We start from the raw sequence: 23,009 nt of genomic DNA on the forward strand, positions 1-23,009 counted from the left end.
CCGATCTCCAAGCGGGCGTAGATCCCGCCGAGATAGCCGTGGGTGAGGTAGCCGGTCGCGAACGCCGCGTGCGTGCCGACGACGAGAAGCGCGGCGACGGCACGCAGACCGGTCAGGGCGGGAATTCGGGACGAGTGTGAGCTGCTGCCACCCGCCGGGGCAGCGCTGTGGCGCATCCCGGTACCGGCTGTCACCGCATCGAGTCTAGCGAGCTCAGATGCCGAACTGAGACTTGATGTTCTGGGTCTGGAAGTGCTCGACGATGATGCCGACCAACGGAATCGTGCCGGCGAGCAGCACTCCGACGGTCTTGGCGATCGGCCAGCGGACCTTCACCGCGAGGTTGGCGGTGAACAACAGGTAGATGAAGTAGACCCACCCGTGCACCACCGCGATCCAGCCCAGCGAGTCGTCGTTGAAGGCGTACTTCATCACCATCTCGTAGCACAGCGCGATCAGCCAGATGCCTGTCGCCCAGGCCAGCACTCGGTAGCCGAGTAACGCCTTGCGGATGCTCTCCACGGAGGTGATGGGCGAGGGGGAGTCGGGTGCTGTCACGTACCGGTTCCTGTCAGTCTCTCGTCAGTCTCGGGTCGTCTTCGGTGGCACCGTCGGTTCGGTGGCGCCGTCGGCCTCGGCCAGGTCGGCCAGGTATGCGTTGTACTCGCGCAGGGTGGGGTCGACGTCGGTGTGGCCGGCCGGCGCCGGTCTTTCAGGCAGCAATCCCGCGGGGATCTCGGTCTGCTGTGACGATGGTTCGGGCGGCGCCTGCTCGTAGCGCACGAACTTGAAGTAGGCATACACACAGAAGCCGGCGAACAGCGGCCACTGTAGTGCGTACCCGAGGTTCTGGAAGTTGCCCGAGGTCGATTCGAAACGCGTCCACTGCCACCACGCCAAGGCGAGGCAACCGCCGGCGGCGGCGATCACCAGCAGGACGAGCGCCGGCCTGCTACGCCGTGTAGTGGACACGCCTAAACGGTACCGCGCTACTATCGAGGCGCTGCGGGCGTGGCGAAATTGGCGATACGCGCGGGCTTTAGGTGCCCGTGTTCGAAAGAACGTGTGGGTTCGAGTCCCACCGCCCGCACTCGATCATCGGATGTCTGCGGCTTGCGCCCCGCCGATCAGGCGGGCGCGTCGGCAGGGAGTTCGGTGGACTGGGCCTTGAAGCACATGATGCTCGCGGTGAAGCTCAGTACCGCGGCGACTCCGGCGAGGACAGCCATCAGGGTCTCGGACAGCCCCCAGCTCGCCAGGCCGAATGCAACTGCGATGATGGCGGTGACCAGGAGAAACAGGCCGGTTGTGGCGAGGGTCTCGGTGAACGGGTCGTCGGGGTCGTAACGGCTCTCGGCGATCTCGGCCATGGGTTCTCCTAGTGCGCGTACCGGGGTGATGCATCGTTGTTACCCACGCGTACGGCGACGAAACCACCAGAGCGTGTTCAGTCGCGTGATGGAGGCTCAGCTCACTTTTTGCGCACCGGGAGGCCGTTGCGTTCGGCCAGGGAGCGCAGCTGACGGAGGGCGAACTGACGGTTGCGGCCACTCTCGGGCAGAACTATCCCGGCCCACAAGCCCTCCGCACCGGGCGTGACGCATGCCTCCTTGGCGCACTGCCAGCGCCGGGGACAGGCCCGGCAGAGGGCCTTGGCGCCGTCGTCGGGGGCGGTCATCCACCGGTCGGGGTCGCGCGTGCACGGCGCGGTCCACGCTTCCTCTGTGATCGACACCGGATGCACGGACACCCTCCCTCCCGTCGTGGGTAATACGCTTGTATCGTACTGACGATACAGCTGTACTGTCGAATCTCCTTGAGGTGACGGTGACTACGGTGGCCAGGACTACTGTGGCCAGTGTGAGTTCGAAACCGGACCGGACCGGTGCGGAAGAACCGCGCAACATCGAACGGATTCGTGTTGCGGCCCTGCAGTGCTTCGCGGCCCAGGGCACGTCGCGGACGACGCTGCGGGGGGTCGCGGCGGCGGCAGGGGTGTCCCTAGGGCTGGTGCAACATCACTTCGCCACCAAGGCCGGTCTGATCCAGGCGGTCGACGAGGGTGTCCTGGAACTGGTGATCACGCCGATGGCCCAGCCGATCCCCGAGGGCGCGGTGGACTCGATCGCCGAGATCGGCAAGCGGGTGAACCGGATCTTCGTCGAGCACCCAGACGTCGCGGCCTATGTCAGCCGGGCGCTCGTCGACGGCAGTCCGTTGGGAGCGACGATCTTCGACGCGTTGTTCGCGTTGGGTAAGGCTCGCTGGGAGCAGCGCGCGCAACACGGGGAAACCCGGCCGGACATCGATCTGACGTGGGCCGCGCTCAACGGCATCGTGCTCGCGCTCGGCGCTGCCAGTCTGAGCGCGCACATCGACCGGCAGCTTCCCGAGCCGTTCACCTCGCCTTCGCAACTCCAGCGATGGCAGGCGTCCGTGGATTCACTGCTCCGCGAAGGTCTGTTCCGCCGGCCCGGTGCCGACTGAGTCCGCTTGGGTCCCGGTGACCCGTTTGTGGTAGGCGGACGGTGTTTCCCCGCAGAACTGGGCGAACGCCCGGATGAACGAGCTGACGCTGTCGAAACCGACGGCGGTGGCGGTTCCCTGCACCGACTGCATGGGGGCCGCGAGAAGGGCCATCGCCCGCAGCATCCGGGCATGCAGCAGGTACGTGCGCCATGCATGCCGAGGGTGTCGGAGAACAACCGGCGAAGTGTTCGCTCCGAGACCGAGACCGCCCGGCTGACCTGTGCACAGGTCACCGCGTCGAGGTGGCTTTTGGTGAATTCCATCGCGGCGGCGACTATTCGGGTGCTCCGATGTCGGCAGGCTCAGCGGTGCTTCGTGTTCGAGTGCCTCGCCGACGAGTGCGGCCAGTGTGCGGAAGAACCCGTCGGACATCTCCTCGTCGCGGGCCGCGCCGCGGCTTCGGTCGATCGGCCAGCGCAGCGCGTAGATCATCATCTCCCGGATCAGCGGGGACACGGCCAGGATGCGGGCACGGTCACCGCCGTCGGCGATCATCGTCCGGTCGAACATCACCGCCACGGTCTTGACCTCGGGGTTCATCACCGCTTGGTGGTCCAGGCCCGCCGGAATCCAGGCCGCCTGCTGCGGCGGCAGTAGGTAGTGCGCGGAGTCGGTTTCGACTTCGACCACCCCGTGCAGCGCGTACTCGATCTGGTGTACCTCGTGGGAGTGCCATCCGGTGATCAGCGCGTCGCCTTGGTAGAGATAACTCCCACCCAGCGCGGAACCCCCGCGCCGAAGCTCGATGACGCGACGGGTCATGTTGGCCGCTTCGGACAAGACTCCGTCCGAAGACGCAGAGACGGTCATGCCCAACCACGGGAAAAGCCTTGGGCTAGTGGAGATATGAAGACCGAAGACCTGATCCTGGTGAGCATCGACGACCACGTGGTGGAACCGCCGGACATGTTCCTCAACCACGTCCCGGCCAAGTACAAGGCGGAGGCGCCGATCGTCGTCACCGACGACAAGGGCGTCGACCAGTGGATGTACCAGGGCAGGCCGCAGGGCGTCAGCGGGCTCAACGCCGTGGTGTCGTGGCCGCCCGAGGAATGGGGACGCGACCCCGCCGGATTCGCCGAGATGCGGCCGGGTGTCTACGGCGTCCACGAGCGCGTCCGGGACATGAACCGCAACGGGATCCTGGCGTCGATGTGTTTCCCGACCTTCACCGGCTTCTCCGCCCGGCACCTCAACATGCACCGCGAGGACGTGACGCTGGTGATGGTGTCGGCCTACAACGACTGGCACATCGACGAGTGGGCCGGTTCGTACCCGGACCGTTTCATCCCGATCGCGGTGCTGCCCACCTGGAATCCGGAAGCCATGTGCACCGAGATCCGCCGGGTCGCCGCCAAGGGCTGTCGCGCGGTGACGATGCCGGAACTGCCGCACCTGGAAGGACTTCCGAGTTACCACGACGACGAGGTACTGGGGTCCGGTGTTCCGCACCCTGTCCGAAGAGCAGGTGGTGATGTGCCTGCACATCGGCACCGGTTTCGGCGCGATCAGCATGGCGCCCAACGCGCCGATCGACAACCTGATCATCCTGGCCACCCAGGTGTCGGCGATGTGTGCGCAGGATCTGTTGTGGGACCCGGCCATGCGCAACTACCCCGACCTGAAGTTCGCGTTCTCCGAGGGCGGCATCGGGTGGATACCCTTCTATCTCGACCGCAGCGACCGGCATTACACGAACCAGAATGGCTGCGTCGCGACTTCGGCGACAAGTTGCCCAGCGACGTCTTCCGGGAGCACTCGCTGGCCTGCTACGTCACCGATAAGACCTCGCTGAAGCTGCGCCACGAGATCGGCATCGACATCATCGCCTGGGAGTGCGACTACCCGCACTCGGACTGCTTCTGGCCCGATGCCCCCGAGCAGGTGCTGGCGGAGTTGAACGCCGCAGGCGCCGACGACTTCGACATCAACAAGATCACCTGGCAGAACTCCTGCCGGTTCTTCGGCTGGGATCCGTTCAGGCGCACTTCCCGTGACCAGGCGACCGTCGGAGCGTTGCGGACCAAGGGCGCCGACGTCGACGTGTCGATCCGGCCCCGCGCCGAGTGGGCCCGCCTCTACGACGAGAAGCAGTTCGCGCAGGCGTGAGTCAGCGCCACCGACTGCGCAGCGCCCGCAAGGGTGACCGCCGCGTCGGGGTCGCGGAACGCCGCACCGCGTACGGCCAGGGCTGGTTGCGCTCGGGAACCGCTTCCGTGCGGACGTATTTCAGCTGAGCGCGCAGATGTGCGCGCAGCTCGTGCAGTTCGGGATCGGTCCAGCGGTTGTGCGCCTCCACCGGATCGGCGGTCAGATCGTAGAGCTCCCACTGATCGTCGAGGGGGTCGCTGCGGAACATCGGACCACCCATCCCGTCGGCGGCGAGATGGCGCACACCGGGTTCGGTCCAGGTGCCCGGGTCGTCGAACGTCCGCACCAGCTTCCACAGATGTCCGGCGCCTCCGGTCGCATCGTCGTCGTCCACGCGCCCGACCAGGCCCTCGAAGTTGGCGGCGGTGTGTGCCGGAATCCGGATACGCAGCGGTGCAGGCGGATTAGCGGTCAACTTCAGCGCACGTGCCGCCCCTGAGACGCCGGTGTCGCCTTCGAGGACGTTGTCGCGGGTCATCAAGTACACCGCCCGGGTGTCATCGGCGGGTGCACCCTCGACGACCGGCATGAGATCACGACCCGGCAGTGGGTGCACCTCCGAGAACGTCTCGGCCAGCGTGGCGGCGACGGCGTCGACGTCCACACCGGCCGCTGACAGCAACGTCGGGACCAGATCGACGTGCGAGGTCGGCGCCGACACCGAGCGCGCAGGCGTCGGGTGGGATCCGACCCTGGCGATCACGAACGGCACCCGGGTTGCCTCGTCGTACAGGTTGAACCACTTCTGGTGCAGGCCGCCATGGGCGCCGAGCAGGTCGCCGTGGTCGGCGGTGCGGACCAGAACCGTGTCGTCGGGCCCGTCGGCGGTGCCACCCTCGGTGACCGCGCGGCGCACCCGGTCGATCGGGGTGTCGACCTCGGCGTGCAGTCGGTAGTAGAGATCCCGGTACTGCTGCGCGTTTCGCCGATAGGTCCGCTCGACGACCCGCGCCGGACCGTAGCCGGAATAGTACGACTCGCGGAAGGCGATCTGCGCGGCCGGTTTGGTGGCCAGGTCTTCATCCGCTGTCGGCGCGGGCGGGACGTGGGGCGGGTCCAGTGGGGAGGGCTTGACCGGATTGCGGCGCACCCAGCCCGGGAACAACACGATGTCGTGCGGGTTGACGAAGCTGGCCACCAACAGGAACGGCCGGAGTGCGGCGGCGTCTCCTGCGCGACGTCGTGCGTAGCGGTCCTCGAGCCAGGCGACCACCCTGTCGGCGATCAACGGATCGCGACGGATGCCGGCATTCGCCAGGGCCGCCCCGTGTGGCTCCGGGCCCACCCATCCCGAGAAGCCATATGCGGCAAGGGGATCTGCTTCCAGATAGCGGCGTACCGCCTCGGCGTCGATGACCCCGTCGTCGTCGTTGGTGGCCAAGGGTCTGCCGGTGGCCGGATCGATCAGGTCGGCGTGCGAGATATGCCATTTGCCGTCGTAGTGGGTGTCATAGCGCGCGGCGCGGAACCAGTTGCCGAGTGTGGGGACCTCGCCGCGACGTAGCCAGCGCAACCGTGAGTCGTCGGCGGCCTTGCCGAGGCCGTCGGTCTGGGTGACGCCGTGCAGGTCGGGGTAGTGCCCGGTGAAGATCGTCGGGCGGCTGGGCACGCAGGCGAGTGAGCCGGTGTAGTGCCGGACGAAGCTGACGCCGTTGTCGTCGAACCATTTTCGCCCGGTGAGCGTCCCGTCGCGCCACGTGCTGATCGACTCGGTTTCGTACAGCGGTGCCGCGCGTTCCTCGTCGGTCATCACGATGACGATGTCGGGTCGATCACCGCTGGTGCGGGCAGTCATCGGGTCTCCTCACAGTGCTCGGCCAGCGAGTCCAGTAGCGCCGCGGAGCGCTTCGCCACCAGCCGGGCGCCGATCCTCTCGGCGACCGGGCGCAGCGGACTGGGTTTCATCCGGACGGTGCTGGTGAGCGTCACGCTAGTGCGCCCAGGGCCATCGGGCCGCAGATCCCACCGATTCGACGCCGACATCGGGCGGGGGACCCCTGATATCTCATAGGCGATGAGGTGTGGCGGGGCAAAGGCCACGATCGTCTCGACGAGCGTGTCGGGTCCGACCTGCACCCGGCGGGTCATGCCGAGCGGGTCACCGTCGGCGCCGTTGCCGAGCAGGCAGGAATGGTCCACACCGTCGGCCCACGTGCTGAGCGAGCCGAAATCCGCCAGCACCGCCCAGATCTTTTCCGTGTCGGCTGCGATCGTGAGGGCATGGCTCACCGCGGACATCACCCCATCCAACCCCGCAGCGCGTCGTCGCGCCAGATCAGCTGGTGCGCATGCCGCCGAGAACGGTACGGGTGATCGACTCGGCCCGGTGGTGGGCGAACGACCGCCCCTCGCTCAGGATGGCGTAGACGACGCCTCCGACGATGGCGTCGGCGGCGTCCTGGGCGATGCGGTGGTCGAAGCCGTCGCTCAGCAGTCGTTGGTGCACCGTCTCGTGCAGTGGGGTGCTGAACCCCGCGCGTAGTCGGGCTGCGGTGTCGGGATGCTCCATCCCGGCGGTGGTGAGGATGCGCAACATGGCATTGCCGCGGGCCGTCGTCAGGGTTGTGGCGAGGCCGACCGCCCACGTGCAGAGGTCGGTGGTGACGTCGTCGGTCCTGTTGACCGGCCGCAGGATCTTGTCGGCGTCCTCCAGGATGACATCGGCCACCAGGGCGTGCCTGCTGGGCCACCAGCGGTAGATCGTCTGCTTCCCGACGCCGGCGCGCGCGGCCACCGCCTCGATGCTGAGCTTGTCGAAGCCCCGTTCGAGCAGCAGTTCCCGGGTGGCAGCGACGATCGCCATGCGCGACTTCTCACTGCGCCGCCGTGGCGCCGTGGCTTGGGTGGTCATCAACCGACCCTGCGCTTTACACCCTGAGACATCGCCCGTAGTCTGCCACACGACGAGACGTTGCGTCTCGCGAAATCGTGTGGATGAACGGGGCGATGGTGGGAACGAAGCTGGTGATCGGGGCCAGCGGCTTTCTCGGGTCGCACGTCACCAAGCAGCTGGTCGCGCGTGGTGACGACGTGCGCGTGCTGATCCGCGCCACCAGCTCGACGCGGGCCATCGACGGGCTGCCCATCGACGTCCGCCACGGCGACGTCTTCGACACCGCGTCGTTGCGCGCCGCCATGGACGGCTGTGATGTCGTCTACTACTGCGTGGTCGACGCGCGACCGTGGCTGCGTGACCCCGCACCGTTGTGGCGGACCAATGTCGACGGTCTGCGCACGGTGTTGGACGTGGCTGTGCAGGCCGACCTGACGCGGTTCGTCTTCACCAGCTCGATCGGCACCATCGGCAGGTCCGAACACAAGCTCGCCGACGAGAACACCGTCCACAACTGGCTCGACGTGGGCGGCGATTACATCGGCTCCAGGGTGGCCGCCGAGGAGCTGCTGATGCAGGCCTGTCGTGACAGAGGCCTGCCCGGCGTGGCGATGTGCGTGGCGAACACCTACGGACCGGGGGACTGGTTGCCGACCCCTCACGGCGGACTGCTGGCCGCCGCGGTCCGCGGGAAGCTGCCGTTCTACATCGACGGCTACGAAGCCGAAGTCGTCGGTGTCGAGGATGCGGCGAAGGCGTTGCTCCTCGCCGGCGAGCGCGGGCGGATCGGTGAACGCTACATCGTGTCCGAACGATTCATGAGCACTCGGGAGATCCACGAGATCGCCTGCAATGCAGTGGGTGTCACACCGCCACGGTGGGGGGTGCCGATCCGCCTGATGTCGGCGGCCGGCTACGTCAGCAATGCTGTGGCCGGTCTGTGGGGCGCCGACACCAAGTTGACGCCGCTGAACATCCGTCTGATGCACATCATGACCCCGTTGGATCACACCAAGGCCGTCCGGGAACTGGGCTGGCGACCGCGGCCCACACCCGAGGCGATCGTCGCGGCAGCGCAGTTCTTCCGTGAAGCACACCGCCGGCCAGCGACCGCAGAGGAATGACGATGACGATCGGACTGACTCCCGAGCAGCAGCAGCTGGCCGATGCGGTCACGCAGTTCGCCGCCCGCCACGCACCCATCGAGAAGACACGGAGCACTTTCGACTCGCTCGCCGCCGGCGATCTGCCGCAGTGGTGGGACGACTTCGTCGTCAACGGTTTCCATGCGGTGCACCTGCCCGAGCAGGTCGGTGGACAGGGCGGCACGTTGATGGACACGGCGTGCGTGGTGGAGGCGGCGGCCACCGCGATGCTGCCCGGGCCGGTGGTGCCCACGGTGACCGCCGGCGCGATCGTGCTGTCGGCCGACCGGACACCGGATGCGCAGGCGCTGTTGGTCCGACTGGCTCAGGGCGCCTCGGCGGCAGTCGTCCTCCCGGATGGCCGGGGGCTTCGGGCGGTGTCGAGCCACGACGGTTGGACGGTGAGCGGTGCGTCGGCAGCGACCCCGGGGCTGTGCTCGGCGCAGGTGATCATCGTGGGTGCCCCTTGCGACGACGGTACGGTCTGGTTCGCGCTCGACCCGTCCGCAGCCGGTGTCGGCATCGACGTGCTCAACGGCACCGACAAGACGATGGATGTCGGGACAGTGCGGCTCGACGGATATTCGTGCACAAGAAATTCGGCGCTCACCGGGATCAGCGATGAGCAGGCCCGCTGCCTGGCCGTGGCGCTGACCGCCGCCGCCGCATCCGGAACCATCCGATGGTGCGTCGACGCGGTCACCGCTCACCTGCGTACCCGCGAACAGTTCGGGAAACCGATCGGTGCGTTCCAGGCGCTCCAGCACCAGGCCGCGATGCTGCTGGTCAACAGTGAACTGGCCACCGCAGCGGCGTGGGACGCCGTCAGGTCGACAAGCGAGGGCAGCGAAGGCAGCGAAGGCAGCGAAGGACTTGTGCAGCAACGGATCGCGACGGCGGGAGCGGCGCTGATGGCGGTGGCTCCGGCGCCGGATCTCGTTCTCGACACACTGACCATGTTCGGTGCGATCGGCTACACCTGGGAACACGACCTGCATCTGTACTGGCGCAGGGCGACCGGTCTGGCGGCGTCGATCGGGCCCGCCGGTCGCTACGCCCACGCACTGGGTGGCCTGTCCCGCACCGAAACACGGGATTTTGCAGTCAAACTGGGTGAGGTCGACGACGGGTTCCGTCAACAGGTCGCCGCGGTGCTCGACGAGGCGCAGACACTTCGAAACGACCGGCCGGGCCGGCAGGGCGACTACGAGAACCTCGCCACCGGGCCACAACGCACACTGATCGCGGAGTCAGGGCTGATCGCACCGCACTGGCCGCGGCCGTGGGGCGTCAACGCCACCCAACTGCAGCTGCTGATCGTCGACGAGGAGTTCGCCAAGCGGCCCGATCTCGTCAGGCCGTCGCTCGGCATCGCCGAATGGATCCTGCCCACGCTGATCAGCTCGGCTTCCGAGGACCTCCAGAACAGGTTCATCCCGGCCACGCAGCGTGGCGAGCTGGGTTGGTGCCAGTTGTTCAGCGAGCCGGGTGCCGGGTCGGACCTCGCCTCGCTGACCACCAGGGCCACCAAGGTCGATGGCGGCTGGCTGGTCAACGGTCACAAGATCTGGACCTCGTCTGCCCACACCGCGGATTTCGGGGCGCTGCTCGCGCGCACCGACCCCGACGTGGCCAAGCACCGCGGTCTGGGCTACTTCATCGTGGACATGCGATCCGAAGGCATCGAGCTGCAACCCATCCGGCAGGCAACCGGTCAGTCACACTTCAACGAGGTGTTCCTGACCGACGTCTTCGTGCCCGACGAAATGCTGCTGGGTGGACCGACCGACGGGTGGAACCAGGCGATCGCGACGATGGCGCAGGAGCGGGTGGCGATCAGCGGCTACGTCAACTTCGACCGCGCCAGCATCCTGAGGCGCCTGGCCGCCGACGACGGGCACGACCACGACCGGGTGCTGTCCGCGCTCGGTGATGCCGACGCCTACGCCAACGCGATCAAGGTACTGGCCCTGCGCGAGGTCATCCGGCTGCTCGACGGGCAGGCGGCGGGGCCGGCGTCGAGTATCGCGAAGGTCGCGATGAACGTGATGCTGCGCCGCACCTTCAAGGCCACCCTCGAGCTCACCGCCCCGGCAGCGCTGACCGAGGACGCTGCCCCCGGGGGACTGTCGGTGGTCGAACCGTATTTCCACCTGCCGGCCGAGCTGATCGGCGGGGGGACCAAGGAAATCCAGCTCAACATCATCGCTCAGATGATCCTCGGACTGCCCCGCAGGTGACGCGGGGTTTCAACGGAAGCGAGTGCACATGGGGTTGCGAGGAGATGCCGCGATCGTCGGCTACGTGGAGCTGCCTCCCGAACGGTTGAACAAGGCCACGCCGCGCCGGCCCCTTTCATGCTGGAGCAGTGGGCCGAGTTGGGTGCCGCCGCGCTGGCCGACGTCGGACTTCCGGGCGAGTCGGTGGACGGCATCGTCACCTCACACCTGAGCGAGTCGGAGATCTTCGTTCCCTCGACGGTCACGGATACCTCGGCGTCCGGGCGAATTTCGCCGAGCTCGTCGATCTCGGAGGAGCCAGCGCAGTGCGCATGGTGTGGCGCGCGGCCGCCGCGGTCGAGTTGGGAATCTGCGACGTGGTGCTGTGCGCGATACCCGCGCGCTACATCACCCCGACCTCGGAGAAGAAGCCCAAGCCGCTGGTGGACGCGGTGTTCTTCGGTGCGTCGAGCAACCAGTTCGGTTCTCCGCAGGCGGAATTCGAGATTCCGTACGGCAACCTCGGTCAGAACGGCCCGTACGGTCAGGTCGCCCAACGGTATGCCTCGGTCTACGGACGACGAGCGTGCGATGGCCAAGATCGTGGCGGACCAGCGCTTCAACGCAAAACCACACCGAGGGCGCGATCTGGAGAGACACGCCGCTGACGGTCGACGAGGTGCTGGCCAGCCCGGTCATCGCCGACCCGCTGCACATGCTCGAGATCGTGATGCCGTGCGTCGGGGGCGCCGCTGTGGTGGTCGCCAGTGCCGACGCCGCGGCCCGGTCGACGAACCGTCCGGTGTGGATCAAGGGGTTCGGTGAGCAGGTGCCGTAAAAGACACCGACCTACGCCGACGACCTGTTGCAGACGCCCATCATCCGGGCCGCCGATACCGCGTTCGACATGTCTGGGTTGACCCGCAAACAGATGGACATGGTCTCGATCTACGACTGCTACACGATCACGGTCCTGCTGAGCCTCGAGGATGCCGGCTTCTGCGAGAAGGGCAAGGGGATGGAGTTCGTCTCCCAGCACGACCTGACGTTCCGAGGCGACTTCCCGCTCAACACCGCAGGCGGCCAACTCGGTTTCGGTCAGGCGGGCAACGCCGGGGGCATGCACCACGTCTGTGATGCCACCCGTCAGATCATGGGCCGTGCCGGCGCCGCCCAGGTGGCCGACTGCCACCGGGCCTTCGTCTCCGGAAACGGTGGCATCCTGTCCGAACAGACCACCCTCGTACTGGAAGGGGACTGACGGTGAGCAGCGCGATGTTCCAGCGACCGATGCCTGTCGAAACCCCTACCAGCGCCCCCGTTCTGGGATGCGCTGGCGCAACACCGGGTGCTCATCCAGTACTCGCCGTCGTCACAGTCCTATGTCTTCTACCCGCGGGTGCGTGCGCCGAGGACCCTCGCCGACGACCTGGAGTGGCGGGAGATCTCCGGCATGGGCACGGTGTACGCCTTCACGGTGGCCCGCCGTCCCGTCGGCCCGCACTTCGCCGATGCGGTGCCGCAGCTGCTGGCGATCGTCGAGTGGGCCGAGGGCCCGCGATTCTCGACCGAACTGGTCAACGTGGCCCGCGAGGACATCTCGGTCGGCATGCGGGTACGACCGGTGTTCTGCGACTATCCCGAACACGACGTGACCATGCTCCGATACGAACCCGCGCCGAGCTGATCAGATGAGCAACCAAGCCGACATCCAGGAAATCAGCGCCGCGCAGGTCCGTTATGCGACCGGCATCGACCGACGTGACTGGCCGCTGTTTCGCACGGTGTTCACCGAGGACTGCGAACTCGACTACGGCGACATCGGCAGCTGGCGCGGCGTCGATGCCGTCACCGAGTTCATGGTGGCGGCACACGAGATGGCGGGGCACACCATGCACCGGATCACCAACCAGGTGGTCACCGTGGAGGGTGACTCGGCAACCGCCCGTGCCTACGTCGATGCGTTGATCATGGCGCAGGACAACAGTTCCGGTGTGAACGCAGTCGGCTTATACGATGACGAGTTCGTGCGCACCGCATCCGGGTGGCGCCTTGCCCGGCGGCGGTTCACCACGGTGCTGGTGCGCACGGTGGCCGCGCCCTGACGGCTGGTTCAGTTGCGCGTCGACGGGACGTAGACGTCGGTGGGCGCGGGTCTGCCTCGCAGCCTGGTGCTGCCGCGGGGAGCCAGCGGTCACGTTCGTCGGTGCCGGCCTGCGCGAAGGCCGCGCCCGAGCACAGCGCCCTGCCGTCGAACTCCTTGGCGCAGTCGGCCAGTCGTGCCGCCTCGTTGACCGGGTCCCCGATCACCGTGTATTCGTAACGGTTCTCGGCACCGATGTTGCCCGCGAACACCGGCCCCGCCGACACCCCGATACCGAAGTCGACGGGAAGCCTGCGCAGTTCGGTCGCCAGCGCTCGCGCGGTGGACAGCGCCGCGGCGACGGGATCGGCGATGCTCAGGGGCGCGCCGAACACCGCCAACACCGCATCACCCTGGAACTTGTTGATCAAACCGTGCCGCTCGTCGACGGCGGCGACCACGATCTGGAAGAACTCGTTGAGTATTCGTGCCACCTCATGGGGTTCATGGACGATCGCCAGCTGCGTGGAGTCGGCCAGGTCGATGAACAGCACCGCCACCTCACGTTCGTCCCCTGCCCCGGTGAGGCGTTCTGCTCGACGGCGCGGCGGGCGACTTCTTCGCCGACATGGCGACCGAACAGGTCCCGCAGCCGGTCGCGTTCCCGCAGGCCCGCCACCATTCGGTTGAACCCGCTCTGCAACCGCCCGATCTCGGACCACTCGTAGACGTCGATGGTGCGGTCGATCTGTCCCTTCTCGACGTCGGCCATCGCGTCGACCACTTGGCTGACCGGGTCGGAGATCGACATCGCCGCCAGGATCATCGCGCGTAGTCCCAGCACCACGGCGACCAGTGCCAACACGATCAGAGCGAGTTCGATCGGGGCGGAGGCGTCGAGCAACCAGCCGTTGGACCGCATGATCAGCAGAATGGCGATGGCCAACCCGGGCAGTGCCGTGCACACGGTCCACATCAGAAGCAGTCGGGCGCGCACGCCCGGTGTGGGCCGGCCGGGTGAGGTGGGCGGGCACGGCCAGCAGCGGGCGCAGCGTTCGGATCGTGAACAGGAATCCGGTGCACACCGTGGCGATGGCGCCGAACAGGATGGCCGAGGCGAGAACGATGAGCCCGGTCGGCCCCGCGTCGATGTTGAGCGGTACCAGGACCGCGGCGGCCAGGCCCCACGGCGCCAGCGTGATCGCGGACTGCCGGCGCATCATCTTGGTCGCGGAGCGCAGTTGCGCATCGGTCGGACTCAGACCGGTGCCGAGCCACCGCAAGGGTGGGGGTGACGATCAGGACCGCGCCGACGGCGACGGTGCGCGGTGCCGATGACGCTGACCACGACGAAGGCGATGACGTTGCCCGGGGAGACGACGCTGCGCCCCACCAGCGACACGACGATCGTCACCACTTCGGCGACAGGTCAGCACATTAGGCCCACGTGAGACCAGCTGCGTAGCGGGTCAGCAGGCGGCGTGGCCTCACACGGCCGAAGGTATCAGTCGCTGGCGGGCAGCGGCTTGGCTTCCTTGAGAGCAAGCGGGGTCGAGCCGATGGTGAGCGTGCCCTTGCCGGCCTTCGTGACGAGAACTTCGGCGCCATTGTCGTCGACGTAGCGCTTGCCCATCAGGTTCCCGTCGGCCAGCGCATCGTCGAGCGCCAGGCTGCCGTCGGCCTGCTCACCGATCGGCACCATCGGCGCCCCGCCCGCCCGGAGGTCGTCGAGGCTGTCGGCGCTACGCACCACGATGACCTGGGTGTCACAGACCTGGCTCTGCAGGCGGGTGCCGTTCTTGATCATGCGGGCTCCTTCTTGGTTGACGCAGTGGGGGATCGGGCGCTGAGTTCGCTGAGTTCACTGACGAGTTCGCGGCGCAGCACCTTGCCGGTCGCATTCGTGGGCAGTTCGTCCCGGAAGACCACCCGGTCGGGGGTGCGCGATCCGCGAAGCTGCGAGCGGACGTGCGATCGCAGGTCCTCGGGGTCGGGGTCGGCGCCGGACCGGGGCACCACGACCGCGACGATGATCTGCCCCCACTCGGGATCCTCGGCGCCGACCACCGCGCAGTCGCGCACCTGCGGGTGCTCGACCAGCACGTCCTCGATCTCGGCGGGCGCGATGTTCTCGCCCCCTCGGATGATGGTGTCGTCGGAGCGTCCACCGATGAACAGGTAGCCCTCGTCGTCGAGATGGGCGACGTCCTTGGTCGGGAACCAGCCGTGCTCGTCGAGCACCGAGCCGATGTCGGTGTACTTGCCGGACACCTGCTCGCCGCGGACGAACAGCTCACCCGTCTGGCCAGCGCCGAGGACTGTGCCGTCCTCCGCACGGATCTCGACTTCGATGCCCGGCACCGGCTGACCCACCGAGCCGAGCCGCCGGGCGGCCGGTCCGTCGGCCGCAGCCAGCGCCGCGCGGTGGTCATCCGGGGTCAGCACGGCGATCGTCGAACTCGTCTCGGTGAGGCCGTAGGCGTTGACGAACCCGACCTGCGGGAGCAACGACAGCGCCTTGCGAACCAGCGGCAGGGCCACTTTGGAGCCGCCGTAGGCGAGGGTGCGCAGCGAAGGCAGCGTCACCTTGTCGGCATCGAGGACGGTGACGATACGGTCGAGCATGGTCGGCACCACCGTCGCCGAGGTGACGTTCTCGGTGCCCACCAGGCGCACCCACTCGGCGGCGTCGAAGTGCCTGAGGTACACCATCTTCCGCCCCGCGTACAGGTTCGACAGGGCCGCGCCGACACCGGCGATGTGGTAGGGCGGCACGCAGATCAGGGCGGCGTCACCGGGATCGGCCGAAGCGAACTCCACAGTCCCGGTCACGTAGCTGGTCAGGTTGTTGTGGGTGAGCTCGACGGCTTTGGGCTTGGAGGTCGTACCCGAGGTGAACAGCACCACGGCCACCGCGTCCGGGTCGGCGAACTCGGCTGCGGGCTCGGCGCCGCGGGCCGAGTCGAGCAGTTCGTCCGAGCCCACCGTGCGGTATTCCCCACCCACGGCGTCGAGGTACTCGTCGTCGACCACCACGAGTGGGTCGGGAAGACGGTCGAGCAGCGCCCGCAGGCCGTCGGCCGACAACCGGTAGTTCAGCGGCGTGAACGGCACCGCGGCGCGCGCTGCGGCGAACAGCAGCAGTGGCAGCATGGCCCCGCCGGTGCCGACGTAGGCGACGTGCTGTGCGCCCGAGGCCGCGACGACGCCCACGCCGCCGTCGGCCAATGCGCTCAGTTCGCCGGTGGAAAGGCGGACGTCGTCGGAGACCACCGCCGTCCGGTCCGGGTCGGCCGACGACGCCATTTCCAACAGCAACGAGATACTCATGACTTGTCCAGGAAGATATCCCACATCGGGTCATCGCCGCCGCCGTAGCGCGACAGGTCGGTGACGCCGGCGGCGGTGAGGACGTCGGCGTCGACGAAACACTGCCCGTTGACCTCGGAGGCCGGTTTGGACAGGATCGCCACCGCTGAGTCCGCCATGATGTCGGGGTGGCGGGAGGCCGCCACCAGCGCGTCGCCGTCGGCGAGGTTGGTCACGGCCGAGGTCGCGATGTAGGTCTGCGGCCACAGGCAGCTGAATCCGATTCCCGCGTCGGCGTACTCGGTGGCCCACCCCAGGCTCAGCAGGGTCATCCCGTACTTCGACAGCGTGTACGACGGGTGTGCCCCGAGCCAGTACGGGTTCATGTTCAGCGGCGGCGAGATCGTCAGCACGTGCGGGTGCGTGGATTTGCGCAGATACGGCAGCGCCGCCTTGGTCAGAAGAAACGTGCCGCGGACGTTGATGTCCATCATCAGGTCGAACTTCTTGGCCGACAGATCCTCGGTGCGGTCGGTCGCGATGGCGCTGGCATTGTTCACGACCACGTCGACCCCGCCGAAGCGTTGCACTGCCGCGTCGACGGCGCGCTGCACGTCCTCGTCGTTGCGAACGTCGCCGACCACGGCCAGCCCCTTGCCGCCGGCGGCTTCCACCTCGGCAACCGCGGTGTGCACGGTGCCGGGCAGTTTCGGGTGCGGCTCGGCGGTCTTGGCCAGCAGCACCACGTTGGCGCCCAGCCTGGCAGCGCCCAGCGCGATGGCCAGTCCGATCCCGCGGCTGCCACCGGAGACCACCAGGGTGCGGTCGGTGAATGATGACTCGCTGGACATAAGCCTCCTCGGCTGGCGGACCCTGCACACCAGGATAGTGTGATTCGCATTTTAGGGGAATCGCATAATCGCTGTGTATTGGGGTTTCGATCGCTGTACTGCGGACCTGGCACCCGCTCCCGCGTGCATCTTTCCGCGAGGCGGTATTGGCATTCTCCTTTTTTGGAAGTACGTTATCGTCTGATGAGCGAGCCAGTACATACACCTTCCGGGCTCCCGCTGGAACCCGTGTACGGACCGGCCGACCGGGCCGGCGACCAGCCGCCGCCGGGCAGCTACCCGTTCACCCGTGGCAACTTCGCGTCCGGCTACCGCGGCAAGACGTGGACATTCCGGCAGTACTCGGGTTTCGGCACCGCCGAGGAGTCCAACCGCCGCTACCGCTATCTGCTGGCCCAGGGCGGCACCGGGCTGTCGGTCGCGCTGGACCTACCCACCCAGTGCGGCTACGACTCGGACGACCCCGAGTTCGGTGAGGAGGTCGGCAGGGTCGGGGTGGCGGTCGACACACTCGCCCATGCCGAGTTGCTGTTCGACAGCATCCCCCTCGACAAGATCAGCACCAGCTTCACGATCAACGGCACCGCGGCGATCCTGCTGGCCCTCTATGTGGCCGCGGCCGAGCTGTTCGGCGCCTACATGTACAGCCGCGCGCAGAGCGTGATGGGCGGCACGTCGCAGATCCAGAAGAACATCATCGCTGAGCGGATTCTCGGATTGGGCGGGCGATGAGCGCTTGCGCGAAGAGCAGAGGAGCTTGAAATGTACGGTATGCCAGCCGAAATCGACGTCCGTGCCGACGGCGGCCTGCGGATCATCACGCTGAACCGCCCCGACGAACTCAATGCCGTCAACGACGCCCTGCACGTGGGACTGGCCAGCGTGTGGGAGGCGCTCAACGAGGATGCCGATGCGCGGGCAGCAGTGATCACCGGCGCGGGCCGGGCATTCTCCGCCGGCGGTGACTTCAACTATCTCGACGAGCTTCGCAACGACGAAGCCCTGCGCCAGAAGACGATCAAGCACGGTCGCGATCTTGTCATCGGCATGGTGCGGTGCCGCATCCCGGTGGTCGCCGCCGTCAACGGCCCGGCCGTCGGGCTCGGGTGCAGCCTGGCTGCGCTGTCCGACATCGTCTACATCGCCGAGAACGCGTTCTTCGCCGACCCGCACGTGCAGATCGGTCTGGTGGCCGCCGATGGCGGGCCGCTGGTGTGGCCGTCGCAGATCAGCATGTTGCAGGCCAAGGAGTTCGCGTTGACCGGCGTCCGGATCAAGGCGCAGCGCGCCGTCGAGCTGGGTCTGGCCAACCACGTCGTCGCCGACCCGGTCGCCGAGGCGATCGCCTGCGCCGAGAAGATCATGGAGCTGCCGCAGCAGGCGGTGGAGGCCACCAAGCGGTTGATGAACATCCAGTTGGAGAAGTCGGTGATGGCGTCGTTGGACTACGCCAACCTCGCGGAGTACGTGTCGTTCGGGACTGCCGACTTCAACAAGATCGTGGACGGCCTGATCGCCAAGGGGTGATCGCCCTCTTGCCGCGGAATAGACGATATGGGGAGGCTGGGGCCTCACCACATGTGAGCGTGGGTTGCCGTCACGAATCAGGTCCTGGCCGGTAGAGCCACAACTGTGGGAGGCCCCAGTGAAGATTCAGCGTACGAGTGTTGGTTTGGATGTGCACGCACGTTCGGTGGTTGGGTGTGGACTCGATGGTGAGACCGGTGAGGTGTTTCAACGCCGGTTGAGTCCGGACCATCGAGAGATCCTGGAATGGATCAACGGGTTACCGGCTCCGGTCGCGGTGACCTATGAGGCCGGCCCGACCGGCTTCGGGTTAGCCCGGTATCTCTTGGAATCGGGTATTGAGTGTCTGGTCGCGGCGCCGTCGAAACTGGCGCGCCCGTCCGGTGATCGGGTGAAGACCGATGCCCGCTGTCGTTTGCCGGGGTGATGGGACCGCGCCGCGACGAGGTGCTCGCCGCGCTCGGTGAGGTCGCCCCGGTTCGGGTCGTCGGCATCACCGGGCCCCCGGGGGCCGGGAAGTCGACGACGGTCGGCGCCCTGGTGGGCGCCTACCGCGCCAACGGACTTCGGGTGGCGGTGCTGGCGGTCGATCCGTCGTCGCCTTCAGCGGTGGTGCGCTGCTCGGAGACTGGATTCGGATGGCCGCCCACATCAACGATCCCGACGTCCTGATCCGCTCGGTCGCGGCCCGGGGTCATCTGGGCGGACTCGCGGCCGCGGTGCCCGCCGCCGTCAGGTTGCTCGCGCGCTGTCCTATGACCTCGTGGTTCTGGAGACGGTGGGCGTCGGTCAGTCCGAGATCGAGATCGCCCGTCGCCGAGCCGACGGTGGTGATCCTGAACCCGGGCGCCGGTGACGCGGTGCAGGCCGCCAAGGCCGGGCTTCTCGAGGTCGCCGACACCGTCGTGGTGAACAAGGCCGACCGCGACGGCGCCGACCAGACCGTGCGCGAACTGCGCGCCGAGACCGACGCTCCTGTCCTCAAACTCGTCGCTGCGCAGGGTGGGGGGATCGCCGAATTGCTCGAGGCGATCGATACCTACCACCGAACCGACACCTCCGATAGGCGTCTTGCGCGTGCCCGCGCCCAGATCCTCTCGATGGCACAGACCCGGCTACGCAGTCATCCCGACCTGGAACGGCTGGCTCAGGCCGTGGCGGAGGGTCGGGACGATCCCTACGGGGCCGCCGACCGGCTCTTCGTCGTCCCAGTCGAATCCTGAGCGGGCCCGGGCAGGTCGAGCATCCGGCGGGTCATCTGGGTCAACTGCGCGCGGAGGGTGGCGCCGTCGAAGTCGGCGATCAGCGGATGCATGACGGCCACACTGATCGCGCTCGACAGCATCGCCGCGTAAAAGCGTGCCTCGACGCCGGCCTCGGTGCCGAGCAGCGCCGCGTAGAGCCTCTCGATGAAGCGCTGGAACGGTTCGTGTTCGGCCTGCAGCCGGATGAGCACCGGATCGAACTGCAGCACGCTGACCACCCCGCGACGTTCGATGGCCTGATCGATCATCCTGTCCAGCAGCACTTCCCGCGCACGCACGGGGTGTCCTTCGGCCTCGGCGGCCTCCACCGCGTCCTCGAGCCTGGCCATCTCACGTTCGGTGATGGCGACGACGATCTCTTCCTTGGTCTTGAACTGGCGATAGACCGCGGCTTTCGTGACCCCCATGGCGTCGGCGATCATCTGCAGTGACGTGCCGCTAACCCCGTGCTTGGCGATGAGTTTGAGGGCCGCGTCCAGCACCCTGGTCTGTGCGGCGGTGCGCGGGATGGCGCTGAACCGGCTGCCGATGGGCGCGGAGGTCACAGCGACGAGGGTAGTCGACCGGCAACCGATCCTGCGGTGTCAGGACACCGATTTGCCGGTGGCCGCGGCGTAGCCGGCGCGGTAGCCGAACACCAGTGCCGGGCCCAGGGTGCCGCCGGCGCCGCCGTATGCCTTGCCCGTTGCGCCCGTCATCGCGTTGCCCGCGGCGAACAGGCCGGTGATCACGGTGCCGTTGACGTGGAGTACCCGGCCGTCGCTGTCGGTCCGTGGCCCGCCTTTGGTGCCCATCGCACCGACGGACACCGGCACCGCGAAGCACGGGGCGGTGTCGATCGGGCCAAGGGTTTTACTCGCCGGGGTGGCTGCTTTGTCGTCACCCCAGTAGCCGTCGTACGCGCTTGCGCCACGGCCGAAGTCGGGGTCGTGTTCATCGGCCACGTTGCAGTTCCAGGCCTGCAGCGTCTGCTTCAGACCTGCGGGGTCGATGCCGGTCTTCTCGCCGAGTTCGGCGAGGTCGGCGGACTGGCAGAACCAGTCGGGCACGGGTCCGTCGGGATCCACGCCGAGGAAGCCGTAGTGCTTGAAGTGGATCGAATCGAACACGATCCATGCCGGATCGTTGGCATATCCGAGCTTGGGATCGAGGAAGTGGAACGGGCCCGCCATCGAGTTGTATTCGCCCGCTTCGTTGAGGAAGCGCTTGCCCGCCCGGTTGACGATGATGCTCCGGGAGCGGGTGCGCTCGAGCCGGACACTGCGACTCCGCGGATGCCCCGCGTAGGTGTCACCGGGGATCTGCACGATCGGTACCCACCACGCCTCACCCATGTTGGCCAGGTCGGCACCGTGCGCCATCGCCATCCGCAGGCCGCCGGTGTTGTTGGGTGGGGAGACAGCGCCGTGGAGTGGACCTCGCAGGTAGGCCTCGACCAGCCGCTGGTCCCACTCGAAGCCGCCGGTTCCGAGCACCACGCCGCGGCGGGCACGCACCCGGAAGTCGCTGCCGCCCTGTTCGATCCGCACGCCGGTGATGCCGAGGGGATCGGCGATGAGTTCGACTGCGCGCGCGCCGGTGTGCGGGACCACACCCGCGTACAGCAACCCCTTCAGCAACCCGGCGATCAACGCCGTTCCGGCGACACAGAACTCGCCGGACATGTCGTCTACGGCCGCGTGGATGCGCGCCCGTGTCTCGGCGTCGATGCCGACGTTGCTGAAATCGGCCGGGAACGACGTGATCCGGTCACGCCAGTCACCTAGCTGTGCGAGGTCGAAAGGTTTGGCGTTCAGCGATCGTCCACCGCCGGGCTTCCCACCCGGTAATTCGGGCTTGTAGTCGGGGAACCCGGTGGCGACCTCGAACTCGAGATCGCTGTGCGCCTCCACGAAGTCGAGCATGGCGGCGCCACTGTGCACGAATGTCTCGACCAACTCGTCGTCCATGAAGCCCAGCGATTGCGCGCGCAGGTATGCCATGGCGTCATCGGTGCTCAGCGGGCCGTCGACGGACCGGCCGTGCGCGGGTATCCAGACGATCCCGCCGGAGACCGCGGTCGTACCGCCGACCGTCTCGGCCTTCTCGTAGACCTCCACCGTGGCACCGGCGACTGCCGCGGACAGCGCGGCGGTCAGCCCGGCGCCCCCGCTACCCAGTACGACGACGTCGACGTCGTGGTCCCAGTCGGTCATCGTGTCTCCCTTCCTCGTTCGGCGCCCGTGAAACCGGATCTCAGCTGAGGATCGCCGACAACTCGTCGGCCGCCTTGATGACTGTCTCGCGGCCGTCGACGACGACGTCTTCGCGATGCGAGATCAGGTTGATGCAGGTGGGCGGTGCCGGAGGCCGGCGGCGTACCGGGACCGCCAGGCCGTAGGTATTGGGTTCGATCTCACCGTGGGTGGTCACCCAGCCCTGCTGAGGCGCCAACGGTACGAGATCGCGTTCACCCGGCCGCGGCGGCATGCTCGCCAACAGCGCGATCCCGGCCGCGCCGCGCTCCAGCGGGTACCGGCTGCCCTCGTGGAACGACAGTTGGTAGAACACGTTGGTAGGCACGATCACCGCGATCGCGACCTGTTGGTCACCCTCGGCCACCAACAGCGACACCGTGGTGCCGAGCTCGTCGGCCAAGCCCCGCAGCGTCGGCACGCACATCTGACGGACGTTGTTGTCGAACGATGCTCCCAGGACGGCCAGGGTGGCCGCAGAGCGGTACCGGCCGTCTTCTCCCTTGGCCACGAACCGGAACTGAGCCAGGGTGCTGAGCAGCCGACAGGCGATGGTGCGGTGCACACCGATGTCGTCGGCGACCTGGGTCACCGTCAGCCCGGTCGGCGAACTCGCCACCAACTGGAGTGCGCTCACTCCACGGCCCAGCGTCTGGGAGCCGGGCGCGCCGGCAGCCGCAGCGGTGCTCCCCGGTTCGACGGACGGTCGAGTCATGCGGGCCTTCGCCTGTTGCCTCGTGTCATCCCTGAAGGGGCGGGGTGCTGTCAAGGCTTTGGCGGACCTGGGGTTTTGCTGATTTTCGGCCTCCGTGTGGGCGGCATCGGGTAAGGGCCGGGGTCAAGACGGAGCGCCCGCAGCGTAG

Annotated in this window: 18 protein-coding genes, 1 tRNA gene and 9 pseudogenes; 12 read left to right on the top strand and 16 right to left on the bottom strand. The window is 67.5% G+C overall.

The features are described 5' to 3' along the window. The 3 genes and pseudogenes from WA944_RS09335 to WA944_RS09345 all read right to left on the bottom strand — a co-directional run. Positions 1–176 (bottom strand): annotated as a pseudogene (locus WA944_RS09335) (acyltransferase family protein); the annotation flags it as partial. A gap of 37 nt (positions 177–213) precedes the next feature. Further along, on the bottom strand, positions 214–558 hold the full coding sequence (locus WA944_RS09340; RefSeq protein ID WP_370330943.1) for a DUF3817 domain-containing protein: 345 nt from the start codon (positions 556–558) through the stop codon (positions 214–216). A gap of 24 nt (positions 559–582) precedes the next feature. Next, a complete protein-coding gene (locus WA944_RS09345; RefSeq protein WP_526369114.1) occupies positions 583–972 on the bottom strand; it encodes a hypothetical protein in 390 nt (129 codons plus the stop codon). A gap of 33 nt (positions 973–1,005) precedes the next feature. Here WA944_RS09345 and WA944_RS09350 point away from each other — a divergent pair. Then, positions 1,006–1,090, top strand: a tRNA-Leu gene (locus tag WA944_RS09350). Positions 1,091–1,127: 37 nt separating this feature from the next. Here the strand turns inward: WA944_RS09350 and WA944_RS09355 are convergent. Further along, positions 1,128–1,370, bottom strand: a complete 243-nt coding sequence (locus WA944_RS09355) for a hypothetical protein (RefSeq protein WP_526369116.1) — start codon at positions 1,368–1,370, stop codon at positions 1,128–1,130. A gap of 101 nt (positions 1,371–1,471) precedes the next feature. Further along, the gene (locus WA944_RS09360; protein WP_526369140.1) at positions 1,472–1,744 is read right to left on the bottom strand and encodes a WhiB family transcriptional regulator; all 273 of its coding nucleotides are present in this window, start codon (positions 1,742–1,744) and stop codon (positions 1,472–1,474) included. A gap of 116 nt (positions 1,745–1,860) precedes the next feature. Here WA944_RS09360 and WA944_RS09365 point away from each other — a divergent pair, with 116 nt between their 5' ends. Beyond that, positions 1,861–2,487, top strand: a complete 627-nt coding sequence (locus tag WA944_RS09365) for a TetR/AcrR family transcriptional regulator (RefSeq protein ID WP_526369118.1) — start codon at positions 1,861–1,863, stop codon at positions 2,485–2,487. On the opposite strand, the pseudogene WA944_RS09370 reads toward WA944_RS09365, so the two are convergent. After that, positions 2,443–3,339: pseudogene (locus WA944_RS09370) on the bottom strand (AraC family transcriptional regulator). The gene WA944_RS09365 and the pseudogene WA944_RS09370 sit on opposite strands and share 45 nt — an antisense overlap. Positions 3,340–3,375: 36 nt before the next feature. Here WA944_RS09370 and WA944_RS09375 point away from each other — a divergent pair. After that, a pseudogene (locus tag WA944_RS09375) lies at positions 3,376–4,638 on the top strand (amidohydrolase family protein). 1 nt (position 4,639) lies between these two features. On the opposite strand, the gene WA944_RS09380 reads toward WA944_RS09375, so the two are convergent. The 3 genes from WA944_RS09380 to WA944_RS09390 are packed head-to-tail and all read right to left on the bottom strand — an operon-like array spanning position 4,640 to position 7,531. Continuing rightward, entirely contained in the window at positions 4,640–6,475 is a 1,836-nt protein-coding gene (locus WA944_RS09380; protein WP_526609349.1) for a sulfatase-like hydrolase/transferase, read from the bottom strand. Beyond that, entirely contained in the window at positions 6,472–6,918 is a 447-nt protein-coding gene (locus WA944_RS09385) for an SRPBCC family protein (protein ID WP_526369122.1), read from the bottom strand. The genes WA944_RS09380 and WA944_RS09385 overlap by 4 nt, the downstream gene beginning before the upstream one ends. 37 nt (positions 6,919–6,955) lie before the next feature. After that, positions 6,956–7,531: a TetR/AcrR family transcriptional regulator gene (locus tag WA944_RS09390; protein WP_526369124.1), complete on the bottom strand. Its 576-nt coding sequence runs from the start codon at positions 7,529–7,531 to the stop codon at positions 6,956–6,958. Positions 7,532–7,626: 95 nt separating this feature from the next. Between WA944_RS09390 and WA944_RS09395 the strand changes: the two genes are divergently transcribed. From WA944_RS09395 to WA944_RS09415, 5 genes and pseudogenes are all read left to right on the top strand, one after another. Beyond that, positions 7,627–8,637, top strand: a complete 1,011-nt coding sequence (locus WA944_RS09395) for an NAD-dependent epimerase/dehydratase family protein (protein ID WP_526369126.1) — start codon at positions 7,627–7,629, stop codon at positions 8,635–8,637. A 2-nt stretch (positions 8,638–8,639) separates the two neighbouring features. After that, entirely contained in the window at positions 8,640–10,898 is a 2,259-nt protein-coding gene (locus WA944_RS09400) for an acyl-CoA dehydrogenase family protein (RefSeq protein ID WP_526609347.1), read from the top strand. 28 nt (positions 10,899–10,926) lie between these two features. Next, a pseudogene (locus tag WA944_RS09405) lies at positions 10,927–12,138 on the top strand (thiolase family protein). 14 nt (positions 12,139–12,152) lie between these two features. Next, positions 12,153–12,564 (top strand): annotated as a pseudogene (locus WA944_RS09410) (Zn-ribbon domain-containing OB-fold protein). 4 nt (positions 12,565–12,568) lie between these two features. After that, a complete protein-coding gene (locus tag WA944_RS09415) occupies positions 12,569–12,982 on the top strand; it encodes a nuclear transport factor 2 family protein (RefSeq protein WP_526646802.1) in 414 nt (137 codons plus the stop codon). Between the two features lie 8 nt (positions 12,983–12,990). Here WA944_RS09415 and WA944_RS09420 read toward each other — a convergent pair. From WA944_RS09420 to WA944_RS09435, 4 genes and pseudogenes are all read right to left on the bottom strand, one after another. Then, positions 12,991–14,451 (bottom strand): annotated as a pseudogene (locus WA944_RS09420) (adenylate/guanylate cyclase domain-containing protein). A 13-nt stretch (positions 14,452–14,464) separates the two neighbouring features. Continuing rightward, positions 14,465–14,767, bottom strand: coding sequence for a hypothetical protein (locus WA944_RS09425; protein WP_526646804.1), 303 nt, complete (start codon positions 14,765–14,767; stop codon positions 14,465–14,467). Continuing rightward, positions 14,764–16,290, bottom strand: a complete 1,527-nt coding sequence (locus WA944_RS09430; protein WP_526369134.1) for a class I adenylate-forming enzyme family protein — start codon at positions 16,288–16,290, stop codon at positions 14,764–14,766. Before WA944_RS09430 ends, WA944_RS09425 begins: the two co-directional genes overlap by 4 nt. Next, positions 16,287–17,120 carry an SDR family oxidoreductase gene (locus WA944_RS09435; RefSeq protein ID WP_526369136.1) on the bottom strand — a complete coding sequence of 278 codons (834 nt, stop codon included), beginning with the start codon at positions 17,118–17,120 and terminating at the stop codon, positions 16,287–16,289. Before WA944_RS09435 ends, WA944_RS09430 begins: the two co-directional genes overlap by 4 nt. Before the next feature lie 183 nt (positions 17,121–17,303). Here WA944_RS09435 and WA944_RS09440 point away from each other — a divergent pair. From WA944_RS09440 to WA944_RS09455, 4 genes and pseudogenes are all read left to right on the top strand, one after another. Continuing rightward, positions 17,304–17,825: pseudogene (locus WA944_RS09440) on the top strand (methylmalonyl-CoA mutase family protein); the annotation flags it as partial. A 57-nt stretch (positions 17,826–17,882) separates the two neighbouring features. Then, the gene (locus WA944_RS09445) at positions 17,883–18,647 is read left to right on the top strand and encodes an enoyl-CoA hydratase/isomerase family protein (protein ID WP_526369138.1); all 765 of its coding nucleotides are present in this window, start codon (positions 17,883–17,885) and stop codon (positions 18,645–18,647) included. Between the two features lie 118 nt (positions 18,648–18,765). Further along, positions 18,766–19,056: pseudogene (locus tag WA944_RS09450) on the top strand (IS110 family RNA-guided transposase); the annotation flags it as partial. Then, positions 19,056–19,870 (top strand): annotated as a pseudogene (locus tag WA944_RS09455) (ArgK/MeaB family GTPase). The pseudogenes WA944_RS09450 and WA944_RS09455, both read left to right, overlap by 1 nt. Here WA944_RS09455 and WA944_RS09460 read toward each other — a convergent pair. The 3 genes from WA944_RS09460 to WA944_RS09470 are packed head-to-tail and all read right to left on the bottom strand — an operon-like array spanning position 19,825 to position 22,861. Then, on the bottom strand, positions 19,825–20,457 hold the full coding sequence (locus WA944_RS09460; RefSeq protein ID WP_526372086.1) for a TetR/AcrR family transcriptional regulator: 633 nt from the start codon (positions 20,455–20,457) through the stop codon (positions 19,825–19,827). The pseudogene WA944_RS09455 and the gene WA944_RS09460 overlap by 46 nt on opposite strands. Positions 20,458–20,496: 39 nt before the next feature. Then, on the bottom strand, positions 20,497–22,107 hold the full coding sequence (locus WA944_RS09465) for an FAD-dependent oxidoreductase (RefSeq protein ID WP_526372088.1): 1,611 nt from the start codon (positions 22,105–22,107) through the stop codon (positions 20,497–20,499). 40 nt (positions 22,108–22,147) lie between these two features. Further along, a complete protein-coding gene (locus WA944_RS09470; RefSeq protein ID WP_526609343.1) occupies positions 22,148–22,861 on the bottom strand; it encodes an IclR family transcriptional regulator in 714 nt (237 codons plus the stop codon). Positions 22,862–23,009 lie beyond the last annotated feature (148 nt).

Source organism: Mycobacterium sp. (genome assembly GCF_049683355.1).
GTDB lineage: Bacteria > Actinomycetota > Actinomycetes > Mycobacteriales > Mycobacteriaceae > Mycobacterium.

Coding starts and splice junctions, on each gene's coding strand:
- WA944_RS09400 (WP_526609347.1), top strand. CDS start 8,640: ATGACGATCGGACTGACTCCCGAGCAGCAGCAGCTGGCCGATGCGGTC.
- WA944_RS09425 (WP_526646804.1), bottom strand. CDS start 14,767: ATGATCAAGAACGGCACCCGCCTGCAGAGCCAGGTCTGTGACACCCAG.
- WA944_RS09385 (WP_526369122.1), bottom strand. CDS start 6,918: ATGTCCGCGGTGAGCCATGCCCTCACGATCGCAGCCGACACGGAAAAG.
- WA944_RS09430 (WP_526369134.1), bottom strand. CDS start 16,290: ATGAGTATCTCGTTGCTGTTGGAAATGGCGTCGTCGGCCGACCCGGAC.
- WA944_RS09390 (WP_526369124.1), bottom strand. CDS start 7,531: ATGACCACCCAAGCCACGGCGCCACGGCGGCGCAGTGAGAAGTCGCGC.
- WA944_RS09395 (WP_526369126.1), top strand. CDS start 7,627: ATGGTGGGAACGAAGCTGGTGATCGGGGCCAGCGGCTTTCTCGGGTCG.
- WA944_RS09355 (WP_526369116.1), bottom strand. CDS start 1,370: ATGGCCGAGATCGCCGAGAGCCGTTACGACCCCGACGACCCGTTCACC.
- WA944_RS09470 (WP_526609343.1), bottom strand. CDS start 22,861: ATGACTCGACCGTCCGTCGAACCGGGGAGCACCGCTGCGGCTGCCGGC.
- WA944_RS09380 (WP_526609349.1), bottom strand. CDS start 6,475: ATGACTGCCCGCACCAGCGGTGATCGACCCGACATCGTCATCGTGATG.
- WA944_RS09445 (WP_526369138.1), top strand. CDS start 17,883: ATGTACGGTATGCCAGCCGAAATCGACGTCCGTGCCGACGGCGGCCTG.
- WA944_RS09465 (WP_526372088.1), bottom strand. CDS start 22,107: ATGACCGACTGGGACCACGACGTCGACGTCGTCGTACTGGGTAGCGGG.
- WA944_RS09435 (WP_526369136.1), bottom strand. CDS start 17,120: ATGTCCAGCGAGTCATCATTCACCGACCGCACCCTGGTGGTCTCCGGT.
- WA944_RS09415 (WP_526646802.1), top strand. CDS start 12,569: ATGAGCAACCAAGCCGACATCCAGGAAATCAGCGCCGCGCAGGTCCGT.